This is a genomic window from Maridesulfovibrio frigidus DSM 17176 (assembly GCF_000711735.1).
Classification (GTDB): Bacteria; Desulfobacterota; Desulfovibrionia; order Desulfovibrionales; family Desulfovibrionaceae; genus Maridesulfovibrio; species Maridesulfovibrio frigidus.
Genome location: NZ_JONL01000006.1, coordinates 167,775 through 189,569 on the forward strand (window position 1 = coordinate 167,775; position 21,795 = coordinate 189,569).

Here is a 21,795-nt window from a genome sequence, read left to right on the forward strand (position 1 = left end):
AAGACTGCACGGATTAAATAAATGTCCTCACTAATAGAAAAATCGCTCACGGAAATACACTCTCTATTAATTGCGGGTGAAGTTACTGCTGTTGAAGCGGTAAAAGCATGCCTAGATCAAATTGAAAAAACCGAACCTAAAATTAAAGCTCTGCTTGCTAAAGATGGCGAAAACGCACTCAAGCTAGCGGAAGAAATGGACAAGCAAGGCCCGGACGCATCCAAGCCTCTTTGGGGCGTGCCTGTAGTAATTAAAGATGTCCTTGCCACCAAAGACATCACGACTACTTGCGGTTCTAAAATTCTAGAAAATTTCGTTCCTTTTTATGATGCGACTTCTGTTGCCAAGTTAAAAGAAGCAGGCGCCATCATCATAGCTAAAGCTAACATGGATGAATTCGCCATGGGTTCCACAACTGAGAACTCAGCTTATCAGACCACATGCAACCCCTGCGACCTCAGCAGAGTCCCCGGTGGCTCAAGCGGTGGATCAGGGGCTACGATCGCAGCAGGACAGTGTTTTGCGGCTCTGGGTACTGACACGGGCGGTTCCATCAGACTTCCTGCATCCTTTTGCGGATGTGTTGGTGTAAAGCCTACCTACGGAAGAGTCTCCCGCTACGGAATGATCGCATACGGTTCATCCCTTGATCAAATCGGGCCTATGACACGCACTGTCGAAGACTCCGCAAGAATCCTTAACGTCATTGCAGGCCACGACAAACGTGATTCTACATCCGTTAACTGCGAAGTTCCGAACTACATCGAAGCACTTGCTGAACGCACAGACCTTTCAGGACTGACCATCGGCTTGCCGGAAGAGTACTGGGGCGAAGGGCTTTCCGAGGAAGTTTCTGAAGCGTGTAAAAACGCCATCAAAAAGGCAGAAGAACTCGGCGCTAAAACCGTACCTGTCAAACTTTCCATGACAGAGTACGCCATCGCTACCTACTACATAATCGCAATGGCCGAAGCCAGCTCGAACCTTTCACGCTTTGACGGCATTCGCTACGGACACAGATCCAAGGACGCAGACGAGCTGATTGATCTGTACACAAAGTCCCGTACCGAAGCATTCGGTGACGAAGTACAGCGACGTATCATCATCGGAACATACGTTCTTTCAGCTGGTTACTACGATGCATATTACTGCAAAGCGGCCCAGATTCGCCGCTTGATGCGTAATGATTTTGAAAAAGCGTTCGAGTCATGTGACCTCATTGCCGGACCAGCCTGCCCTACCACTGCTTTCCCAGTTGGCGAACTGACAGCTGATCCGTTGCAGATGTACTTGATGGACATATTCACCATTTCTTTAAACCTTGTAGGAATGCCCGGAATGAGCCTGCCAGTAGGAATCGGTAAAGACACCAACATGCCAGTAGGACTCCAGCTAATGGCACCTGCATTTGGCGAAACTACAATGCTCCAAGCTGCGAATGTACTTGAAAAAAATCTGCCTGACTTTTCCAAACCGCAGAAGTTCTAATTTAGCTCGTAAGTTATTAAAACTAAATCCCCCGCAAAGTTAATTTGCGGGGGATTTTTTTTGCTTTAAAAAAGCACGGACATGTTAGATCTTCAGGTTCAATTCTTTCCATAAAAAAAGCCCGTATTCCTTAAGAAATACGGGCTTTAAAATTAGCAATAAATCAAACTTACTTAACAGCACCAGGTTCGAAACCAATCTTGGAAATTACGTCCTTGATTTTAGCTTCATCAACAGAAACATCTTCGTCAAAAGTTGCTTCTGCTTTTTCAAGGTTTACGCTGATATTCTTGAGACCTTCGATAGAGTTTAAAGCTTTGTCTACAGAACCGACACAATGCTGACAACTCATACCTTTAATTTCAATAGTCTTCATAGCGGCTCCTAATTGTTATCAATCCATTCAATGGCTTCAACAAGATTTAGAGAACCAGTGTAAATAGCCTTACCTGAAATTGCGCCTTCAAGCCCTTTAGAAGCAAGAGGATACAAATTAATGATATCTTCCAAGGTTGCAACTCCGCCTGCCGCAATAACGGGAAGCTTGGTCTTAGAGCAAAGCTCAGCAAGCCCTGCGGTGTTTACACCTACCTCCATGCCGTCTCTGCTGATATCAGTATAAATGATAAATGCAGCTCCAGCCGCTTCAATGCGAGGAATAATATCATAAATAGAGATACCTGCGTCTTCAACCCAACCGCGAGACTTTAGCTTACCGTCTACAGCATCAAGAGACACACCTATCTGACCGGGGAAACGCGCACAAAGTTCTGCAAACATTGCTTCTTCTTCAAGAGCCATTGTTCCGATAATTAATCTCTTAACTCCGGCTTCAATGTATTTTGCTGCAGTTTCAATATCTCTAATTCCGCCGCCAAGCTGAACAGGAATGCTAAGCTCAGAACAGATAGATTTAATCAATTCGAAATTCTTAGGAACGCCACTGAAAGCGCCATCAAGGTCGATAACATGAAGGTAACGAGCGCCCTGATTCTCCCAGTAATTTGCCTGAGCTACTGGGTCATTTGAAAAAACGGTGACAGCATCAGCCTGTCCCTGAGCAAGACGAACACAAACACCATCTTTAATATCTACAGCTGGAAAAATAATCATAAACCAAGCTCCATAAGTCCATTCTCAAGGGCTTCATCAGCAAGTTCAATTCCTGTCACCCATTTACCGCCACGTTCGAAAAACTTTCCTGCATTAAGCAGATTTTCGGACAAGGGCTCCTGAGTTTCATCATAATGAAATCGTCTGACAATGCGCTTGTTGTTAACATCGATAAGAAAAAGATCAATAACCACAGAAGCAGGCTGAATATTCAAATCGGCCTGTTTCATACCTCGTAGATCCTGCCAAAACAAAATCTGCGGAACGAGAATATAATCAGAAGTCATGCACTCGCCAACCTTCACCCAATAGCTAAAAGCGGCTTCACGTCTTGAGCCCATGTTCTCAAAAACTTCAATTTCCTGACACTGACGAGTAATAGCCGGACGAGCAAAACCAGTAACATCATGCTTCCCAAGTATTTCGACCATTTTAGCATCAAGTTTCTCTAAAACTTTTTTATCAATAGGGTTTCCTTCCTGAGGAAGGTAGCCTGCTAAAAGTTCCCAGTTAAACACTGGATTTGTAAAACCTGCAATGGCAACAGTACCGACTGGACGTGGAAGCTTGACGACTTCACTTTTGCTCTGGCAGCCGATCAATGCTGGCATAACTAGAAAGCAAATCAAAAAAAGAGGGATAAACCGTTTCATTAATCAAGACTCCCTTTAGTACTAGTTACACCTTGCCGTTCTACAGCCAATGCTTGCCTGAAGGCCAAGCCGAGAGCCTTAAATGCGCCCTCAAGAAGATGATGACCATTCCGGCCATATTCAAACTTTATATGCAAATTCATCCCAGCTTTAAAAGCCAGTGATTTAAAAAACTCACGCCATACATCCCGCTCATCACCGGCAATAATCTCAGGCAGGATATCATCGTCATACACCAGATATGCTCTTCCGGAAAGGTCAATAACGACTTCTACGAGAGCTTCATCCATAGGCACCTTGGCAAAACCATAACGATTAATGCCCTTTTTATCACCCATAGCTTCAGTCAGAGCCTGTCCGAAAACAAGCGCTATATCTTCCAGTGTATGGTGGCTGTCAATTTCGAGGTCGCCCTTACATTTCAGGTCAAGGTCGAACCCGGCCCAAAAGCTCATGAGGGTAAGCATATGATCAGCAAATCCCACACCAGTAGAAATATCAGTCCGGCCTTCACCGTCAATATTTAATGAGAGGGCTATATCTGTTTCTTTCGTGGTCCGGGCAATTGATGCAGATCTTTTAAGCATAACCATCCTCTCCTGAGAGTGGTGACCAAAGGGGTCACCGTTACATTTCGATCATATCTTCGTCGTAATCAGACTTACTTTTTTTAGTATCAGGCTTTTCTTTTTTTGCAGCATCGGCTTTTTCTTCAGCAGGCTTTTCAGCCTTTGCATCAGATGAATCTGAATCAGCAACAGTTTCTCCTGCAGCTCCACCGCCGTCGGGACCGGAATCATCAGGATCATTATCGCCGTTTTCAGCAGCAGCCTTAGCTTTAGCTTTTTCTTCTAGACGCCCGCCTCTTTTGCCGAAGAAATATGATATCCAAATACCAATTTCATACAAAATAACTAGCGGCCCAGCCATCAAAGTCTGAGTAATGACATCCGGAGGAGTCAAAACGGCAGAACATATAAAACAGATCAGAATTGCATACTTACGTTTTGCGCGGAGCCAAGTATGAGTCACAACTCCGAGGCGTGCCAAGAAAAAGATAAAAAGTGGCATTTCAAAAATTACACCGAAGGCAAATAAGAGCTTCAATGAGAATGACAAATACTCTCGAAGCGTAGGCATAGGACGAATAAATTCGTCAGCAAAGCCCATGAAAAATTCACAACCGAAAGGAAATACTACATAATAGCCGAATAAAGCTCCACCAACAAAGAAACATGCTGACAGGAATGCAAGAGGAATCATCCACTTACGTTCATGTTCATAAAGTCCCGGAGCGATAAAGCCCCAGATCTGAGCAAAAATATACGGTGAAACAACAAAAAATCCAGCCACAAAGGAAACTTTAAGATAAGTGACAAATCCTTCGGGCAGAGAGGTAAAGATAAGAGTAGAATCTGGCGGCAAAGTAGCTACAAGCGGAGCCATTAATAATCCAAAAAGAGGCTTCGCGAATGAGTAACAAGCTAAGAAACCGATACCACATGCAATGAAGATGCGAACGAAACGTCTACGCAACTCTTCCATATGCTGGAGGAAAGTCTGTGCAGGTTCTTCTTCATCCTCATCTAAATCCACATCTTCTTCGTCCGCCACATTTTCAGCGGAATCGGATGAGTCTTTCTCGTTATCAGATGGTTCGTCAGTGCTTGCGTCAGACGACTCAAGATCTTCGTTGCCTTCTAGATCTTCCTGTCCTGCTTCACGCGAGTCTTTTTCAGCCCCACTCATGCCTTTCCACCTTCAGAACCGGACTCGGCAGGAGCTTCAGCTACAGTTTCAGCCTTATCTTCAGCTTTAAGATTTTCAGCTTTAAGCTTATCAGCTTCAAGCTCTTCAGCTTCTGCTGCACGAGCTTTATCCATAGCTTCTACTTCAGCTTTTCTGCGAGCTTCTTCTTTCTCGCGTGCTTCTTTAGCTTCTCTTTCATTATCCGCAGCAGAGACTTCTGCATCTAAAGTACTTTTGACGTCATTAGACATCTTTTTAACTTCAGATAAACCTTTACCAAGGTTTTTAATGAGTTCGGGAAGTTTTTTAGGTCCGATGATAATCAGAGCTACAACCAAAATGACGATAAGTTCCGTTGTACCGATTCCGAACATATTATTTCCTTAAATTCGTTATGGCAAAAAAACCACGAATACGCTGTAAGCCTATATGGGATTCAAACAGTGAATCCCATATAGGCTTTTTCATGAATTGTTGTGCTCTTGTACCTGATTTCCAAAACTTTTTCTACGCCTTAAGAGGAAGTAAATTTACTCCCACTCAATTGTGGCTGGTGGTTTGGAGGAGATATCAAGAACAACTCTATTAACACCCTTAACCTCGTTAATAATCCTGTTGGACATACGAGCAAGAATATCATTAGGAATGCGGCTCCAATCAGCTGTCATAGCATCAAGGCTGTCAACCATACGCAAAGCAATTACGTGCTCATACGTGCGGTTATCACCCATAACACCAACAGTCTTGAGAGGAAGCAAAACTGCAAATCCCTGCCAGATCTTACGATACCAGCCGGTAGCATGAAGTTCATGCTGAACGATTTTGTCTGCTTGGCGCAATATTTCAAGTCTTTCGTCAGTAATTTCACCAAGAATACGGATAGCAAGCCCCGGACCAGGGAAAGGCTGACGCCAAGTGATATGATCAGGAAGACCAAGTTCTACAGCAACTTTACGGACTTCGTCTTTGAATAGTTCGCGGAGCGGCTCAACAAGTTCAAGATCCATATCATCAGGAAGTCCGCCAACATTGTGGTGAGACTTAATTACAGCTGAAGGGCCTTTAAATGATTCTGATTCAATAACATCAGGGTACAAAGTTCCCTGTGCAAGGAATTTTACATTCTTAAGAGCTGTTGCTTCTTCATCGAAAACATCAATGAAAGTATAGCCGATAAGCTTGCGTTTCTTTTCAGGATCTTCAACACCTTTAAGCTGATCAAGGAAACGTCTTGCAGAGTCAACGCACTTAACGTTGAGGTCAAAATGCTCTTCGAGGAAACCGATAACTTCTTCACGCTCATGCATGCGAAGCAATCCGTTATCAACAAAAATACAATGCAATCTTTTTCCGATAGCTCTGTGAAGAAGAACAGCAACAACAGTTGAATCAATGCCGCCGGAAAGGCCGAGTACAACCTGTGCATCACCGATCTGTTTGCGCATTTCTTCAATGCTGTTTTCAACGAATGAAGACATGGACCAGTCCGCTTTGAGTCCTGCAATTTTAAATACGAAATTGGAAATCATTGTATTTCCGCTTTCAGTATGAGCAACTTCAGGATGGAACTGCATCGCGTATATTTTGCGCTTTTCGTCAGCCATTGCTGCGAAAGGAATACTTTCTGTTGTTCCGCAAACTTCGAATCCCTCAGGAATGGACTGTACACGGTCTCCGTGACTCATCCAGACGGTGAGATCATCCAGCCCTTCGATTCCCTGAAAAAGAGAACACTCGCCGCTACCGTTGAACTGAGCGCGTCCATATTCTCTATCTTCAGAAGATACAACTTTTCCGCCCATGTAGTGGGTAAGAAGCTGCATTCCGTAGCATACACCTAAAACAGGCACGCCCATTTCGAGATATGCAGGATCAAGCTGAGGAGAATCAGCTTCGAGCACGGAGGAAGGACCGCCGGAGAGAATCAATGCTCCGGGATTCAGAGCTTTAATCTTTTCAGGATCAACATTACACGGATGAATTTCGGAATATACACCCACTTCGCGTATTCTGCGAGCGATGAGCTGAGTAAACTGAGACCCGAAGTCCAGAATAATTACTTTATTTTCATGTTTCATGACGACTCCTAACTTAAATTAGTAAGAATCAACCCGATAGTTGGGAGCTTCTTTTGTGATGATTACATCGTGAACGTGGCTTTCTTTAAAACCGGCTGGAGACATCTGAGTGAACTGAGCTTTTTCCTGCAATTCCTGAACAGATCCACAACCGACATATCCCATACCGGAACGAAGGCCACCAATAATCTGGTAAATGCTTTCGGATACAGGCCCTTTGTAAGGGACGCGTCCGACAATACCTTCAGGTACAAGCTTATTTGTGCTCTTCTGAAAGTAACGATCAGAGCTACCCTGCTTCATTGCGTCAATGGAACCCATTCCGCGATAAAGTTTGTAACTACGACCTTGATAGAGAACTTTTTCGCCGGGACTTTCATCGGTTCCAGCAAACATTGAACCCATCATAACGGTGTTTGCACCAGCGGCAAGCGCCTTAACAACATCACCTGAATATTTAATACCACCATCAGCAATGACGCAAACCCCGCGATCCTGACAAGCTCTTACAGCTTCCATGATTGCAGAGATCTGAGGCACACCAACACCGGCGACTACGCGAGTTGTACAAATTGAACCAGGTCCAATTCCTACCTTGACGGCATTAGCTCCAGCTTCAGCAAGAGCCATAGCAGCATCATAAGTTGCTATGTTCCCTGCTACAATCTGAACATCCGGGAAACAGGAGCGTAGTTCTCTAACACTATCAATAATATTTTTAGAATGACCGTGCGCAGAATCGAGAGCAAGAAAGTCAACGCCAGCATCAACAAGAGCGGAACTACGTTCCATAAAGTCGCGACCTACTCCGATAGCTGCGCCAACACGCAATCTACCTTGTGAGTCTTTTGCTGCAGACGGATACTGCTTAACTTTATCAATATCTTTGATGGTAATAAGCCCGGTAAGTCTATTATCTTCGTCAACAACCAAAAGTTTTTCAATACGATTCTGATGAAGATGACGTTTAGCTTCTTCAGAAGGTATTCCAGGAGGCACGGTGATAAGGTTACGGCTTGTCATAACTTCAGAAACAAGTGTGTTTCTGTCTTTGACAAAGCGTACATCACGGTTAGTGATGATACCTGCAAGGTGCTCACCTTTTACAACAGGAAAACCTGAAATTTTAAATTCAGCCATCAGATCAAGAGCTTTGCCGACAGTATCTTCAGGATGAACAGTAATCGGGTCAGTGACCATACCACTTTCTGATTTTTTTACTTTTTCGACTTCACGAACCTGATCTCTAACGCTCATATTTTTATGTACAACACCGACACCACCATGACGAGCCATTGAAATTGCCATTTCAGACTCAGTAACGGTATCCATTGCAGCACTGATAAGAGGTATTCCGAGAGTAATCTCTTCCGTTAGTTTGGCGGATACATTCGCCTTATCGGGAAGTACTTCCGAATAGGCAGGCAAAAGGAGAACATCGTCAAAAGTCAAAGACTGACCAACTACCTTTTCCATCTTTCCCTCGCATATGATTTTGGACTACTATCTAAAAGAAAAGAGAAATCATTACAATATGATTCCTCTCAAGGCTCCAGCCTCCCCATCCACAGGGTGATACAACAGGAGCACCATAAGTAGCAAATGTTAAAAGTGGGCTTCCGCCCAACCTGAATTTCAAAAGCAGATGGCCCCGCGTATCCGCAGGGCCATCTTTTGTCAACTTTAAAGTCCTAAATAGGCTTTTTTCACGTCCTCGTTTGCCAGCAATTTTTCACTGGTATCAGAGAGTATTATCTCCCCGTTTTCCATGACATAACCGCGATGGGCTGTCTTTAAAGCGAGGTTGGCATTTTGCTCAACAAGAAAAACAGTTGTACCGCTCTCCTTATTGATTTTCTTAACTATTTCAAAAATCTGCCTAATAATTAGCGGAGCCAGCCCAAGTGAGGGTTCATCGAGAAGAAGTAGCTTCGGACGAGCCATTAAAGCTCTGGAGATTGCGAGCATTTGCTGCTCACCTCCAGACAGATTTCCGCCCAGCTGTTTTCTGCGTTCATAAAGAATAGGGAAAAGCTCAAAAGCATGTTCCATATCTTCTTTAATCCCCGCAGAATCATTTCTAAGAAAAGCTCCCATGTCGAGATTTTCCATGATTGTTAGATCAGGAAAAATAAGGCGACCTTCAGGAACCTGAGAAATTCCCATTTTAACTATTTTATCAGGACTCTTTTTATGGATGGGTTCACCATCATATATAACTTCTCCGGTTCGCGGAGGCACAACTCCGCTAATGGTCATAAGAGTTGTTGTCTTCCCGGCACCATTAGCACCGATCAGAGTGATGATTTCACCCTTTGCGACTTCGATATTAATATTTCTGAGAGCCTGAATATTTCCGTAGAACGTATTGACGTTTTTAAGCTTAAGCATCTAGATCTTCTCCGAGATAAGCCTTGATTACAGCGGGATTTTCGCTAACTTCCTGCGGAGTGCCGTGAGCAATCTCGCGACCATATTCAAGAACAAATATACGGTCTGAAAGGCTCATTACCATTTTCATATCATGCTCAATGAGTAGAACCGAAATATTGTGTTTCTCTTTTATGGAAACAATCAATCCCTCAAGAGCCAAAGTTTCCTGCGGATTCATACCGGCGGCAGGCTCATCAAGCAAAAGTAGAAACGGGTCAGTAGCTAAAGCTCTTGCAATTTCGAGACGACGCTGAGCTCCGTAAGGGAGATTACAGGCAAGCTCATCTGCAAATTGTTCAAGGCCAAGTTCTTTAAGGAGTTCATAACTTTTGATTATGGTTTCCTGCTCTTCCTTTTTAGTGCGAGGGTCACGGAAAATAGCTCCGAGAAAACTTGCTTTAGTACGGCAGTGACAACCTATCATAACATTTTCAATGACACTCATGGATGGGAACAAGCGAATATTCTGAAATGTCCTAGCCATACCCATTTCAGTGACATAATTTGTCTTAATGCCGTTAATCCGCTTAAAACCGTCACCTGTAGGATCAATATTAACTTCCCCAAGGGTCGGGGTATAGATTCCGGTAATGCAGTTGAAAAATGTAGTTTTACCAGCTCCGTTAGGACCAATAAGTGCTACAATTTCTCCCTCGCGTACATCGAGATCAACATCATCCAATGCTCTCAGGCCACCGAAATCTTTACAGACTCCTTTAACCTCAAGTACTTTTCTTGCTTCATTACTCATTCGCGCCACCTAAAGCCTTTCTGACAGCAGCAATATCAATTTTTTTCCGTACATCCCTGACTAGTCCCTGTGGCCTGAAGACCATTACCAAAACCATTGTTGCTCCGAAAACTAGCATGCGATATTCGGAGAAAGCTCTGAGGTATTCAGGAAGAAGCATGAGCACCAAAGCGCCGAGTATAACCCCGAGAATTGATCCCATACCACCTAGAACAACTATTGAAAGAATGATTGCAGATTCAAGGAACGTGAAACTTGCTGGGTTAATGAAAGATGTCTTTGCAGCAAAAACAACTCCAACCAATCCGGCCCAAGTAGCTCCAATCGAGAATGCCATCAATTTAGTTTTAACTTTATCAATACCCATGGCCTGACAAGCAATTTCATCTTCACGAAGAGCCTGCCATGCTCTACCGATACGGGAATTTTTAAGTCTGTTGACGATGAAGATCGTGAATATAACAAGCACAATCATCAAGTAATACATAAAATGTATTGAATTTGAGAGGCCTGTGAAAAGACCGAAAAAGTCTGGACGAGGAATATTTGCTATTCCGCTCGGACCATGTGTGAAGTCTCCCCAGTTCTCGAGAATAAGACGAATAATTTCACCAAATCCAAGAGTAACGATAGCAAGATAGTCACCGCGAAGCCTAAGCACGGGGAAACCGAGTATGATACCGCAAAGAGCACCAAGCAACGCTCCGATCGGTAAAGCAACCCAGAAATTAACACCCCAATATAAATTCATAAGCGCGTAAGAGTAAGCACCTACTGCATAAAAAGCTACGTAACCAAGATCAAGCAGTCCGGCTAACCCGACAACAATATTAAGCCCGAGCCCAAGCACTACATAAATAAGTGCTGAGATCATAATATTGACCTGATACATGGAAAATATTTGTGGAAATAAAAGAGCAAAAACTAAAACACCAGCAAGTAACGGATAATAAAATGATGGGTTGGCTAAAATCTTGCCAAAAGCAGAAATCTGCTCTTCACCCGTTTCTTCATCCCTCTTCGCTCCAGCTTCCTTTTTGCTAATCATAAACCGCCAAAGGAAAGACAAGAAGAAAGTACATATACCTACGTATAATACTCTTTCCAGTCGCCATATGACAACATCATCAATTGTATTCACGAAGACTCCGACAATAGGCAGAGTCAAAAACATGAACCACAATGATACCAGTAAAGATTTTTTCAAGCCTTCCATATTACAAACAATCCATTTTTATCTATTAGATCGGCAGAACGTATAATAACGCCCTGAGCTTAAGAAGCAAATAACTGTTAAACCTTCTGAATCGGAGCCTTACCAAGTAGGCCTGATGGTCTGAAAATCAGAATGATTACGAGTAGTGCGAAAGCGAATACATCTTCGTAGTCACTGGAGACATACCCGGTACAGAAACTTTCAGTCCAACCAAGGATAAGTCCACCAAGCATTGCGCCCGGAACAGACCCGATACCGCCAAGGACTGCAGCTGTGAAAGCTTTGATACCTGCGATAAATCCGATGAAAAAGTTGATCTGACCAATGTGTGAGGCGATAAGTACGCCACCAACTGCGGCCAATGATGAACCAACAATAAAGGTCACAGAAATGACCTGATCGACGTTAACACCAACCAGCATAGCCATTTTGCGATTCTGTGCTGTCGCACGCATGGCTTTGCCCATTCTGGTGAACTTGATAAACAGAGTAAGTGCAACCATCATGATGGCCGCTACTACGATTATCAAGAAATCCGAAGTTCCGATTGTTGATGAGTATTTATCTAAGAACGCGAACTCAGGAGTAAGGGATGGGAAAGATATGAAGTCTGAGGTCTGAGCAAGCATTACATAGTTCTGTAGGAAAATAGACATACCGATTGCGGAAATCAGGGGAGAAAGTCTAGGTGCACTTCGAAGAGGACGGTAGGCAATCTTTTCAAGAGTATAACCGTATGCAGCCGCATATACGATAGCAGCCATTGAGGCCAATACCATAATAGACATGGCCGGAAAACCGAAACTGGTAAGTACACCAGCAACAGTCAGCCCGACAAAAGCGCCGATCATATAAATTTCGCCATGAGCAAAGTTAATAAGCTCAATGATACCGTAAACCATTGTGTATCCTAGAGCGATAAGCGCGTAGATACTTCCCCGGGTAAGTCCGCTGAAAAATAGTTCCCAAAAATAATCCATTTGGTTTCCTGCTGAATCACGATTCAAGGGGACAGACTTAAGCCTGCCCCCTGAACCGATTTTTATTTATTATAAACTGTAAAAGCTATAATTATTTAACTTCAACGTATTTGCCGTCTTTAACCTGGTACATAGAGAAACCAACACCGATAGCATCGCCCTTTGAGTCAAACTTGATCTTCCCTACAGGAGTCTCAACTTCTTCATTGCGAAGAGCATATACAATCTTATCGTAGTCAGTTGATCCTGCGTGTTCAACAGCTTTCAAAAGAGCCTGAGCTGCTGAGTAAGCTTCAAAGAAGAAAGCTCCAGGCTCGCCGTCATGGCTTGCTTTGAACTGTTCCATTGCAACTTTGTACATTGGGTTAGCTGTAATATCGCGTGGGCCTGTAGCGTATACGCCTTCAGCAGATTTACCAGCAACATTAATGAAAGTCTGATCTTTAACACCATCATCAGAGATGAATGGAATCATGATTTTCTTTTTACGGAGCTGAGTAATGATTTTAGATGCTTCAGGGTGGTAACCACCGTAGATTACGCCATCTGCGCCGGAACCTTTAATTTTCTGAACAACAGCTGAGTAATCTACTGCGCCAGGAGTTACACCTTCGAAAAGGATAACTTTAGCTTTAGTGCCTTCTTCAATGTATTTTTTGGCGAACCCAGCAAAACCTTTACCGTAATCACCCTTATCGTGGATTATAGCGATAGTCTTAAGGCCTAGTGTATCCATTGCGAAATCTGTAGCGAGTGCAGCCTGAGCATCATCAGAAGCAATTGTTCTGAAGAAGTTAGGGTAGTCGCCGCTCTGAGTCAGAGGAGGATTTGTTGCGGAAGGAGACATACAAACAAGGTTTGATTCTTTGTAGATAGGAAGAGCCGCTTTGGTAGCACCAGAGCAGATGTGACCAAGAACAATGTTTGCTTTGTCAGAAACAAGCTTGAATGCTGCGTTTGTAGCAAATTCAGGCTTACACTGATCATCTTCTGTAAGGATTTCAACCTGAGCACCGTTGATACCACCAGCAGCATTAACAGCTGCAGCAACGAGCTTAGCAGCTTCAACTGTAGGTAAACCGTAAGATGCAAGGTCTCCGCTGTGTGCGCCTGCAACTCCAAGAATAATTTTTCCGGTGGAAGCTGGAGCAGCTTTCTCAGATGTTTCTTGTTTAGCAGGGGCATCTGTTTTTTTCTCTTCACTACAACCGACGAGACCGATGGTCAGCATCATTACGCATGCAAGAGCCAGCAATGAACGTTTCATATACACTCCTTGACTGAAATTTTACGGGCTAAGCGCCCAGATTACCAAATTCGCACATTATCAGATAAGCTTAAGCTACTTAAGATACTTAGCGAACATCCATACCATAGCTCAGTTAGGCTGAGCAGCCCTGAAATTCCAAAACCATAAAACTATTATCGGAAACATACATCCCTTCCGGCAAGATAGGAATAGTTTCTTGAAAGATAAAAGCCAAATTTTGAAAATATAAATTAGCTAACATTCCACAGACATGTCAATATTACTCTCCTTCTCGCGAATATAATTTAGCAAACTAGCCACAAAAGCCCAGCCAAGCACTAAATATTAGCTAAAAATCAATATAAAATACTGTCAACATCCGTGAGCAGTCACCTACACAAGAACAGAAATATGGTCAAAGAAAAAAAGGGAATCCGCTTTAAAAGCGAACTCCCTTTATCTTATTTAGTCTTCATGTGCCTTTTTCTTCAGCTCTTCTTCGGCATGAGCCCTCATGTCCTCAGAAGCTTCCGGGTTGGCTATAATCTTTTTAAAATGTTCATCAGCATCTTCGTGCGCATGCAGATAATACTTTTTAATAATTCCAGTATTAAAGTGAGCCATGGAATCATCAGGGTCTATGACTAGAATTTTATCAAACACCCCAGCGGCCTTCTCAAACTGCTCAGCCTGATAATAACACATTCCAAGCCCCATAAGCGCGGAGATATTTGTCGGCTCATTAGCAATTACCTTTTCAAAGAATCCCTGCGCGCGATCATATGCACGGATCATCATGAATGCATTTGCAAGCTCAAGCTGAACTGCCATATCTTCGGGATTGTCACGCATGCTATCCATGAGCTTACGGATTTCCGTCATGCCTTCGCCCATAGCTTCCTGACTCATTCCCTGACTTGGGGCTTCCTGCTGCTGCTGAAATTCAACTTTGTTACCGGGATGATTCAAGCGGTACGCAAGCGAAGTTATAAAAATAACTAATAAAGCAACACCGAGTAATGCAACTACGAGTTTCTGCCCCCCGCCAAGAGAAAATTTACTTCCGGCAGAACCGGCATCATTATTATTTGTCATTATCCAACATCTCCATCTGGGTAATGCGGCGTTCCATCGCAGCCCCTTTGGAAGCTATAAATGCGAGATAACCTGCTATTCCGACCCAAACTGCAATATTAGCAATCAATAAATAAGTTTCATTAGTCATATATTTTTTCTCCGGATATTTTATTCATTATCCCAGACAAGCCGGGCATCAAGCTTTCCAGCCAAACGTGTTTGACGAAAACGGACGGTCAACAGAATCAACCATAGGAGCCCAAATGCACAAACATTGACTATCAACGTGGTGAGCATTTCAGGTTCCATACCGCCACCTTTGGCACCAAGCACAGCAGGATGTACACTTCTCCAAAGCCGCGCTGAATAGAAAACAAGCGGAACATCGACAAATGCGACAATTCCTAAAACAGCACAGACCAGAGATCTGCGTTCAGCAGACATCGGTGAAGTTCTGAGCACGAGATAAGCAGCATAAACAAACCACATAATAAGAGTCGTGGTCAGCCGCGGATCCCATGTCCACCATACATTCCATGCAGCCCGTCCCCATAAGGAACCGGTAATAAGAGCAAGTCCACTGAAGACAACACCGATTTCAGCAGCAGCTCCGGCAATATAATCAAATTTAATATCTCTTTTAATAAGATATAATGCACTGAAAACAAACACCACGAAAAAACTGAGCATAGCCCATACAGCCATAGGCATGTGGATGTAGAAAATTTTCTGAACCAACCCCATGACCTGCTCGACTGGAGCGTATATCCAGATGAAGTACTGCCCGACACAAATAGCAAGACCTGTGATCAGAGCCGCAATTGCAAGACTCATTTAATGCTCCGTAGTACAGTTATATTTTTACAGGTGAACATCTTACTGCTCACCGCTATATACAAAAGGAAAAAGTATAAGACCGGCTCCGCTAAACAAAGCGGATGAGGAAAGAATTATTCCCATCCACGATGATTGATCTAGAACCGTAACCCCGGAAAATACCGAAGTCATCAATTGAATCGCGCCAAGTAGAATAGGAAGGAGCAAAGGGAAAAGAATCACTGACAAAAGAGATTCCCTTGCAGCCTGCCCCTGAGATATTGCTCCGAGCAGCGCACCGAGAGAAACAAGTCCCCAGTCAGCAGCCAGCACAGTAATAGCAAATATCCCGAAAGATCCTTTTAAATCCTGCCCTAAAAACACGACCGTAGCAGGTAGAAAGACTAATTGCGAACAAAGAAGCAAGACGAATCCAGCCAAACCTTTGCCGAACCAGACAGCATGAAGCGGAACAGGAGAAGACAAAAGACCAAGCCTTGCTTCGTTTGCCTCTTCCATTGAAAACAAAGTATTGAAAACCAGCACGAGTCCAAATGACGATGCAAGCCAGAATATAGTTGATGCGGCCTGAGCTTCGACAAGTTGCCCTGCCGGACGCGAAAGGCTGAAAACAAAGATTAGCAGAAGTCCCAAAAGAACGGCCTGTGTCAATCCCTGTCCGCCCCCAAGAGAAAGCTTAAGATCCTTCGATGCAATGGTGAGTCCTCGTTTTAACATGACGACCCTCCGAGAACGGCATCCTGATCAAAATCAGCGGCAGTTCCGAGATATTCCATCTTATTATTTGCTATTCCGAGAATTCTATCAGCAAGGGTCATATCATGATTCACATCATGACTGATCCAGACAATAGCAGCTCCCCTATCGCGCAAAGTAACAACTTCATCGCGAAGCAATTTCAGAGACGATTTATCAAGCCCAGTTCCCGGTTCATCAAGAAAGAGAAGATCTGGATCAATCAAAAACACCCGCGCCAAATTAAGACGCTGAGCCATTCCGCGTGAAAAAGATCCTGCAAGTTCTTCAGCTGCCCTTTCAAGACCTACTCGTTTAAGTAACCCCATAAGGTCATCACGAGAAGGAGAAAGGTCGTACATTGAAGCCCAGAAGGACAAATTATTTAAAGCTGTAAGACCGGGATAAATGAACGTTGAATGTCCTAGATATGCAGTCTTTTCGGGTTTAGTAAGAATATCCGCTGTGCCGGCAGAAGCCCTTGAAAGGCCCGCCATAATTTTTAGCAAAGTAGTCTTTCCAGCACCGTTACGACCTACCACAAGAAGGATCTCCCCCCTGCGCACGTCACAGCTAACGTTCTTGAATATCAGCCTCGTTCCAAAAAACTTGGCAGCTTTACGCACCTTAAGGGCGATACTATCATTACTATCCACTTAAGGCCGCCTTAGCTTAAACGAGTCTTCCTGAATGCCATCAGCCCGAAGAGGCACATGAGCGTTCCACCGATCCACATCCAGTTGATCAAAGGGTTCACACTGATTTTAAGTGTGACAGCACCGGCATTATCAACCCCGAGTAATACTCCGTATATTTCATCTCCCAATCCAGGGATGACAGAAACCTCAGCAAATGGCTGCGGGAAATTACGGTATATTCTACGTTCAGGATTCAAAAGGCCAACCTGCTTTCCGTCTTTAGTAACCTCAACAAGTGCAGCTATTTTAGCAATTGCAGGAGTCTGACTTTCGGAGAATTCTTTATAAGTAAGAGTGTAATCTCCGATCTGAGCAGTTTCGCCCTTTGCAAGTACAAACTCGCCGACAATCTGATTCGGGCCGGACCATGCCACCCCGAGAAAGACAAGAGCAACACCGAAGTGAAGTCCATAAATTCCCATGGTAGAAGTAACCTTGCGAACCTCAGGAAGGAAAATAAATACTCCGACAATCCCAACCAGAGCGGCTATGGATGCGGCAGAGGTAATAAGTCCGAGCGGATGATGTAAACCTGCCATCCAGCTGATACCGAGACCAGCCAAGAACGCGACAAGAACAAGCACAAGTCCGCGCTTATCTCTGATTCCTTCTTTCCAGCTGAACCAAGGGCAGACAGCAAAAATAATGATCAGCAGTGAGAACAACGGCAGACATACGCGGTTGTAAAAATTAGCTTCAAGCCCAACAGGGTTTGTACTCCACATTTTACTGATGACAGGCCACATTGTGCCAAGTCCTACAATAAGTCCGAGAGCAAGAAGCGCCCATGCAGCAACAACAAGAAGTCCTTGCCTACTATCTAGTCCGGCAATGCTTTTTGAATCAATGCGTTTACCAATGACCAGAACCATAGCGGTCAAAACTAGAGCTGCCAGCATAAACATTGCAAGCGGAAGACCTACGCCCCCTTCACCAAAAGCGTGAAGCGACTGAATGACTCCACTACGAACCAGATATGTTCCGAAAATACAAAGCAAAAAGGTCAAGCTCATCAGCAAAACATTGGTTTTCTGTAAAGCCTTTCTCTTAAGCTCAATAATTGCGGTATGCATGAAAGCAGTCGCGCTGAGCCACGGAATGAGTGAAGCATTTTCTACTGGATCCCATGCCCAGTAACCGCCCCATCCAAGTTCCATGTAAGACCACCAGCCGCCGAGAATGATTCCAGCTGTAAGAAAAACCCATGAAAGGATATTCCAGTTACGACAAAATTTGACCCACGATTTTGCTTCGCCGCAAATAAAAGCAGCAAGAGCAAGCATGGCAGGGCTAGTGAAACCGGCATACCCCAAGAAAAGGAGTGGCGGATGAAAAATCATGCCTGGATTTCTAAGCAGTGGATTAAGCCCTCTCCCATCAAGCGGAACAGGTACTAGCTCCATAAAAGGGCTGGACCAGCAAGTGACAAGTAAAAGGAAAAACGCCTGTACGAGCATGTAAAAGAGCCAGTAATATAAGCGTGTTTTTTCAGAAAATTCTTTGAAGAGGCTAAACCTTGAAAAAATAACACCCATAATGGAAATTGATAAAATCCAGAAAAGCAAAGAGCCTTCAGCTCCAGCCCAAAAGGATGTAATTGTATAGAAAAGTGGCAAAGTATTATCTACATGTTCGTAGACATACATATAAGAATAATCGCGACTAAGAAGAGCCACTGTCAAGATTACACTTGCGAGCGTTATAAGCCCTGCAACAACGAAATTAGACCGGTCCAATAGAACAAGCACATTGCGCCTGCCTGTCAAGAGAGACAAACAAGCATACGCACCAGCACCGAGGGCGGCTAAAAGTGCAAGCAAAAGCATCAGATTGGCAACAATTTGCATTTTATATCAACTCCATAAACGGCCAGATTAATTCAAAATTTAGACATGAAAAGTCCTGCACAGATTTTAAAAACCTGGCAGGATCATTTCACAAATATCGCTAGCCTTCGCGGCTTTCCTTTTCATATTTTGATGGACACTTAGTAATCAGAGAATTGGCTTTAAAGGACTTATTACCGTCCACAAATACGCCTTCAAGGATGACTTCCACGTCTGCTTTAAAGGTATCAGGAACCGCCCCGCGATAACTGACACGAATAGTCTGGGAAGGATCTTTCTGATCTGCAAGATCAAAAGTAACTCCAAGTCCGCCATCAATGATCTGAATATTCTGCGGCCCGACTTTACCAAATAGTCTTGATTGACTGAGCTGACTTTCATCCATAGCAAGAGCTTCAGACACATTCAGAAAGTATACACTATCCTGAGAAAGTCCTGAATATATAAGCCATCCTAATCCACCCAGAAAAAGGAACAAGGCAGCAATATATACGCCCTTTCCGCTTTTTTTGGCCATTTTAATTCTCCATAATATTTCAAACGCCAGCGCTCTTTTTATCACGCTTAACGACAAGTTCTTCACGTCTCAGGCGAGCAAGTTCACGCATATCAACGACCTGATCGGTCTCATCCACGATCTCGCTGCCGAGTATTTCTTCCATCACATCTTCAAGAGTAACAACACCGGACATTCCTCCGTATTCATCGAGCACCACAAAAAGGTGCATGCGACTTTCAAGGAATCTTACTAGCAACTTGTCCAAGGTTATGTTCTCAAGAACAAACCTTACAGGTTTCATCAAGCTTGAAAGCTTAACGTCATGCTGGTCATCTGCAAGCGCTTCAAAAACAAAACGCCTATAAATAACACCAACAATTTCTTCCGTATCATCACCTGCGTAAACGGGTATACGACTGTGCGGCCATGCGCTGTATTTGGCATGAGCCTCAGCAACCGTCATATCAACCGGTAGCGAAAACACGACTGTCCGGGGAGTCATAATTTGCTCAACAATCTTATCGTCCAACGATAAAATGTTAGCAATTGAGAGGGCTTCGTAAGGTTTAATAGCCCCGGATTGTCTAGTTAAGCTAACCATTGCGCTGATATCTTCTTCCGTCACCTGAGGGCCTTTGCTCCCTCTGCTAACGAGACGGGCAAGAAAACCACAGACCCAGATTACTGGGAAAAACACCCAAACCATAATCTCGAGAGGACGCGCAAGCGCCTTCCCTAAAGTATCGCTGTAAACAACACCTAAGGTTTTGGGAAGTATTTCAGAAAATATTAAGATTATAAGAGTGAAACCAGCAACAAACCACGGCAAAGAATCTATTCCATACACATTAGACCACGCGGCACCTGCTACAGATGCCCCGGCAGTATTTGCGACGGTATTAAGAGTAAGTATGGCTGTTATGGGTTTCTCTACATTCGAGCGAAGGTTATGCAGGATTTGTCCTGACTTATGACCTTCTTTACGAAGCCTTTCAATTCGACTCCATGGAAAAGAGTAGAATACAGCTTCACTAATAGAACAGTAAGCAGATATTAGGGTAGCTAACCCCACGGCAAGTATTAATTCCAGCATTAAGTTTTTTGTTAAAGTTATAAAAAGCAGTGATCATCAACAAATCTGATGAATCTAAAGTATCAGAAGGATAATACAGACGCAACAGAAATAGAAAAAGGTAGCACCTGACCTAACCCGTTAATTGAGAAAGCATATAATCCTCTGAACACCCCAAGATATTGGGGTATTATTCTTATATAAAATACAATTTTCCGGATATGCCTATAATTAAGAATCAGCATAATAAAACGACTTAAAAATTTACATTGACCTTTTACACTTCACAACTAAAATAGCGCGATAATGAATCTTAACGAAACACAGCATAAAATAATTTTCAGGCTTAGTGCTCTCGGCGACCTTGTTCTGACTACCGGTATCATGGAATTCTGGGCAGAAAAGTATGGCTGGACCTTCACTGTTATTACGAAAAAGCAATACTCCGCACCTCTTGAGAACAATCCACATATAACCGAGATTATCTCGCTCGAGAAAGATGACCTCGGAGATATTGCCTGGATAGTTAAAGCTGGTGAGATTGCAATGCGTTACGCAGGTTGTGAATTAATCGATCTGCACTCAACCTTGCGCTCGAGAATTCTTGCAATGCGCTGGCGCGGTCCAGTATCGCGCTATAAAAAATTCAGCATTGAACGCAGGCTGTTTAAATTGACCCGCTCAGAATCGCTCGAGAAGAAGCTTGAAAACACGCGGGTCACGGTCCGCTATGCATCCGCGATCGAAAAAGAACTGCCCGAATCTAAAGAGCTTATCCCTCGCATTTATCTAACTGATGCAGAAAAATCAGAAGCTTCATCACTAATGAAAGATCAATATTTGGATAAAAAATTTATCGCGCTCCACCCTTACGCGACACATCCAGACAAATCATGGCCTCGTGTCTACTGGCTGGACCTTATCAAAAAGCTAGATGAAAAAAATATTCAGTGGGCCGTTATAGGCAAGGATGAATTCAATCTTGATGTGGCAAAACCTGAATGGAATTTCACTAACAAGCTATCACTCAGACAAACCTGCGCCCTGCTGCGCGAGGCAAAATTTCTAGTAACTGGTGATTCGGGACCAATGCACCTTTCCTCAGGTGTCGAAACGCCTGTCATCGCCATGTTCGGACCGACTTCAAAGGCGTGGGGGTTTTATCCCGCTGGTGAAAAGGACATAATACTTGAATCAGATATGGATTGCCGCCCCTGCTCACTCCACGGGAAAAGCAATTGCGAAAAGAATCAGGAATGTTTGAAAAAGATAAAAACTGAAGATGTAATGCGGGGAATATTAAACGGGTAGCGAAAAAAC

23 protein-coding genes are annotated in these 21,795 nt (G+C 43.7%); 2 read left to right on the top strand and 21 right to left on the bottom strand.

Annotated features, from left to right (window positions below):
• The first annotated feature begins 21 nt into the window (after positions 1-21).
• Positions 22-1,488, top strand: a complete 1,467-nt coding sequence (gene gatA / locus BR06_RS0112845; protein WP_031483684.1) for an Asp-tRNA(Asn)/Glu-tRNA(Gln) amidotransferase subunit GatA — start codon at positions 22-24, stop codon at positions 1,486-1,488.
• A gap of 169 nt (positions 1,489-1,657) precedes the next feature.
• Here the strand turns inward: gatA and BR06_RS0112850 are convergent, their stop codons facing one another.
• The 21 genes from BR06_RS0112850 to BR06_RS0112960 all read right to left on the bottom strand — a co-directional run bounded on the left by BR06_RS0112850 (position 1,658) and on the right by BR06_RS0112960 (position 20,496).
• Positions 1,658-1,864, bottom strand: a complete 207-nt coding sequence (locus BR06_RS0112850; RefSeq protein WP_031483686.1) for a heavy-metal-associated domain-containing protein — start codon at positions 1,862-1,864, stop codon at positions 1,658-1,660.
• Positions 1,865-1,872: 8 nt separating this feature from the next.
• The gene (gene hisA, locus BR06_RS0112855) at positions 1,873-2,601 is read right to left on the bottom strand and encodes a 1-(5-phosphoribosyl)-5-[(5-phosphoribosylamino)methylideneamino]imidazole-4-carboxamide isomerase (RefSeq protein ID WP_031483688.1); all 729 of its coding nucleotides are present in this window, start codon (positions 2,599-2,601) and stop codon (positions 1,873-1,875) included.
• On the bottom strand, positions 2,598-3,254 hold the full coding sequence (locus tag BR06_RS0112860; protein ID WP_031483690.1) for a hypothetical protein: 657 nt from the start codon (positions 3,252-3,254) through the stop codon (positions 2,598-2,600). Before BR06_RS0112860 ends, hisA begins: the two co-directional genes overlap by 4 nt.
• Positions 3,254-3,841, bottom strand: coding sequence for an imidazoleglycerol-phosphate dehydratase HisB (gene hisB / locus BR06_RS0112865; protein ID WP_031483692.1), 588 nt, complete (start codon positions 3,839-3,841; stop codon positions 3,254-3,256). Before hisB ends, BR06_RS0112860 begins: the two co-directional genes overlap by 1 nt.
• A 40-nt stretch (positions 3,842-3,881) precedes the next feature.
• Positions 3,882-5,003, bottom strand: coding sequence for a twin-arginine translocase subunit TatC (gene tatC / locus BR06_RS0112870; protein ID WP_031483694.1), 1,122 nt, complete (start codon positions 5,001-5,003; stop codon positions 3,882-3,884).
• Complete coding sequence (gene tatB / locus BR06_RS0112875) at positions 5,000-5,377, bottom strand: Sec-independent protein translocase protein TatB (protein WP_031483695.1); 378 nt, start codon at positions 5,375-5,377, stop codon at positions 5,000-5,002. Before tatB ends, tatC begins: the two co-directional genes overlap by 4 nt.
• A gap of 156 nt (positions 5,378-5,533) precedes the next feature.
• A complete protein-coding gene (gene guaA, locus BR06_RS0112880) occupies positions 5,534-7,081 on the bottom strand; it encodes a glutamine-hydrolyzing GMP synthase (protein WP_031483697.1) in 1,548 nt (515 codons plus the stop codon).
• Between the two features lie 18 nt (positions 7,082-7,099).
• Entirely contained in the window at positions 7,100-8,557 is a 1,458-nt protein-coding gene (gene guaB / locus BR06_RS0112885) for an IMP dehydrogenase (RefSeq protein ID WP_031483699.1), read from the bottom strand.
• 207 nt (positions 8,558-8,764) lie between these two features.
• The gene (locus BR06_RS0112895; protein WP_031483701.1) at positions 8,765-9,472 is read right to left on the bottom strand and encodes an ABC transporter ATP-binding protein; all 708 of its coding nucleotides are present in this window, start codon (positions 9,470-9,472) and stop codon (positions 8,765-8,767) included.
• A complete protein-coding gene (locus BR06_RS0112900) occupies positions 9,465-10,265 on the bottom strand; it encodes an ABC transporter ATP-binding protein (RefSeq protein WP_031483703.1) in 801 nt (266 codons plus the stop codon). The genes BR06_RS0112895 and BR06_RS0112900 overlap by 8 nt, the downstream gene beginning before the upstream one ends.
• Positions 10,258-11,481, bottom strand: coding sequence for an ABC transporter permease subunit (locus tag BR06_RS0112905; RefSeq protein WP_031483705.1), 1,224 nt, complete (start codon positions 11,479-11,481; stop codon positions 10,258-10,260). Before BR06_RS0112905 ends, BR06_RS0112900 begins: the two co-directional genes overlap by 8 nt.
• 77 nt (positions 11,482-11,558) lie before the next feature.
• Positions 11,559-12,461, bottom strand: a complete 903-nt coding sequence (locus tag BR06_RS0112910; protein ID WP_031483707.1) for a branched-chain amino acid ABC transporter permease — start codon at positions 12,459-12,461, stop codon at positions 11,559-11,561.
• A 91-nt stretch (positions 12,462-12,552) separates the two neighbouring features.
• Positions 12,553-13,728, bottom strand: coding sequence for a branched-chain amino acid ABC transporter substrate-binding protein (locus BR06_RS0112915; protein ID WP_031483709.1), 1,176 nt, complete (start codon positions 13,726-13,728; stop codon positions 12,553-12,555).
• A gap of 447 nt (positions 13,729-14,175) precedes the next feature.
• Complete coding sequence (locus BR06_RS0112925; protein ID WP_031483711.1) at positions 14,176-14,805, bottom strand: tetratricopeptide repeat protein; 630 nt, start codon at positions 14,803-14,805, stop codon at positions 14,176-14,178.
• A complete protein-coding gene (locus BR06_RS20140; protein WP_084154140.1) occupies positions 14,795-14,935 on the bottom strand; it encodes a CcmD family protein in 141 nt (46 codons plus the stop codon). The genes BR06_RS0112925 and BR06_RS20140 overlap by 11 nt, the downstream gene beginning before the upstream one ends.
• A 20-nt stretch (positions 14,936-14,955) precedes the next feature.
• The gene (locus BR06_RS0112935; protein ID WP_031483713.1) at positions 14,956-15,621 is read right to left on the bottom strand and encodes a cytochrome c biogenesis protein; all 666 of its coding nucleotides are present in this window, start codon (positions 15,619-15,621) and stop codon (positions 14,956-14,958) included.
• Positions 15,622-15,663: 42 nt separating this feature from the next.
• On the bottom strand, positions 15,664-16,341 hold the full coding sequence (locus BR06_RS0112940; protein WP_031483715.1) for a heme exporter protein CcmB: 678 nt from the start codon (positions 16,339-16,341) through the stop codon (positions 15,664-15,666).
• Complete coding sequence (locus BR06_RS0112945) at positions 16,335-17,015, bottom strand: ABC transporter ATP-binding protein (RefSeq protein WP_156952707.1); 681 nt, start codon at positions 17,013-17,015, stop codon at positions 16,335-16,337. Before BR06_RS0112945 ends, BR06_RS0112940 begins: the two co-directional genes overlap by 7 nt.
• Positions 17,016-17,026: 11 nt before the next feature.
• Positions 17,027-18,904, bottom strand: coding sequence for a heme lyase CcmF/NrfE family subunit (locus BR06_RS0112950; RefSeq protein ID WP_031483719.1), 1,878 nt, complete (start codon positions 18,902-18,904; stop codon positions 17,027-17,029).
• A 100-nt stretch (positions 18,905-19,004) separates the two neighbouring features.
• A complete protein-coding gene (locus BR06_RS0112955) occupies positions 19,005-19,421 on the bottom strand; it encodes a cytochrome c maturation protein CcmE (RefSeq protein WP_031483721.1) in 417 nt (138 codons plus the stop codon).
• 19 nt (positions 19,422-19,440) lie between these two features.
• Positions 19,441-20,496 carry a hemolysin family protein gene (locus tag BR06_RS0112960; protein ID WP_031483723.1) on the bottom strand — a complete coding sequence of 352 codons (1,056 nt, stop codon included), beginning with the start codon at positions 20,494-20,496 and terminating at the stop codon, positions 19,441-19,443.
• Between the two features lie 285 nt (positions 20,497-20,781).
• On the opposite strand from BR06_RS0112960, the gene BR06_RS0112965 reads away from it, so the two are divergent.
• Positions 20,782-21,786 carry a glycosyltransferase family 9 protein gene (locus BR06_RS0112965; RefSeq protein WP_031483725.1) on the top strand — a complete coding sequence of 335 codons (1,005 nt, stop codon included), beginning with the start codon at positions 20,782-20,784 and terminating at the stop codon, positions 21,784-21,786.
• The last annotated feature ends 9 nt before the right edge of the window (positions 21,787-21,795 follow it).

What these genes read in the sequence shown, in the direction of transcription:
- guaB (WP_031483699.1), bottom strand. Translation starts at nt 8,557, where the DNA reads ATGGAAAAGGTAGTTGGTCAGTCTTTGACTTTTGACGATGTTCTCCTT.
- BR06_RS0112950 (WP_031483719.1), bottom strand. Translation starts at nt 18,904, where the DNA reads ATGCAAATTGTTGCCAATCTGATGCTTTTGCTTGCACTTTTAGCCGCC.
- BR06_RS0112900 (WP_031483703.1), bottom strand. Translation starts at nt 10,265, where the DNA reads ATGAGTAATGAAGCAAGAAAAGTACTTGAGGTTAAAGGAGTCTGTAAA.
- BR06_RS0112910 (WP_031483707.1), bottom strand. Translation starts at nt 12,461, where the DNA reads ATGGATTATTTTTGGGAACTATTTTTCAGCGGACTTACCCGGGGAAGT.
- BR06_RS0112860 (WP_031483690.1), bottom strand. Translation starts at nt 3,254, where the DNA reads ATGAAACGGTTTATCCCTCTTTTTTTGATTTGCTTTCTAGTTATGCCA.
- BR06_RS0112895 (WP_031483701.1), bottom strand. Translation starts at nt 9,472, where the DNA reads ATGCTTAAGCTTAAAAACGTCAATACGTTCTACGGAAATATTCAGGCT.
- BR06_RS20140 (WP_084154140.1), bottom strand. Translation starts at nt 14,935, where the DNA reads ATGACTAATGAAACTTATTTATTGATTGCTAATATTGCAGTTTGGGTC.
- BR06_RS0112850 (WP_031483686.1), bottom strand. Translation starts at nt 1,864, where the DNA reads ATGAAGACTATTGAAATTAAAGGTATGAGTTGTCAGCATTGTGTCGGT.
- BR06_RS0112935 (WP_031483713.1), bottom strand. Translation starts at nt 15,621, where the DNA reads ATGAGTCTTGCAATTGCGGCTCTGATCACAGGTCTTGCTATTTGTGTC.
- BR06_RS0112940 (WP_031483715.1), bottom strand. Translation starts at nt 16,341, where the DNA reads ATGTTAAAACGAGGACTCACCATTGCATCGAAGGATCTTAAGCTTTCT.
- tatC (WP_031483694.1), bottom strand. Translation starts at nt 5,003, where the DNA reads ATGAGTGGGGCTGAAAAAGACTCGCGTGAAGCAGGACAGGAAGATCTA.
- BR06_RS0112915 (WP_031483709.1), bottom strand. Translation starts at nt 13,728, where the DNA reads ATGAAACGTTCATTGCTGGCTCTTGCATGCGTAATGATGCTGACCATC.
- BR06_RS0112955 (WP_031483721.1), bottom strand. Translation starts at nt 19,421, where the DNA reads ATGGCCAAAAAAAGCGGAAAGGGCGTATATATTGCTGCCTTGTTCCTT.
- hisB (WP_031483692.1), bottom strand. Translation starts at nt 3,841, where the DNA reads ATGCTTAAAAGATCTGCATCAATTGCCCGGACCACGAAAGAAACAGAT.
- tatB (WP_031483695.1), bottom strand. Translation starts at nt 5,377, where the DNA reads ATGTTCGGAATCGGTACAACGGAACTTATCGTCATTTTGGTTGTAGCT.
- hisA (WP_031483688.1), bottom strand. Translation starts at nt 2,601, where the DNA reads ATGATTATTTTTCCAGCTGTAGATATTAAAGATGGTGTTTGTGTTCGT.
- BR06_RS0112960 (WP_031483723.1), bottom strand. Translation starts at nt 20,496, where the DNA reads ATGCTGGAATTAATACTTGCCGTGGGGTTAGCTACCCTAATATCTGCT.
- gatA (WP_031483684.1), top strand. Translation starts at nt 22, where the DNA reads ATGTCCTCACTAATAGAAAAATCGCTCACGGAAATACACTCTCTATTA.
- BR06_RS0112965 (WP_031483725.1), top strand. Translation starts at nt 20,782, where the DNA reads ATGAATCTTAACGAAACACAGCATAAAATAATTTTCAGGCTTAGTGCT.
- BR06_RS0112925 (WP_031483711.1), bottom strand. Translation starts at nt 14,805, where the DNA reads ATGACAAATAATAATGATGCCGGTTCTGCCGGAAGTAAATTTTCTCTT.
- BR06_RS0112905 (WP_031483705.1), bottom strand. Translation starts at nt 11,481, where the DNA reads ATGGAAGGCTTGAAAAAATCTTTACTGGTATCATTGTGGTTCATGTTT.
- guaA (WP_031483697.1), bottom strand. Translation starts at nt 7,081, where the DNA reads ATGAAACATGAAAATAAAGTAATTATTCTGGACTTCGGGTCTCAGTTT.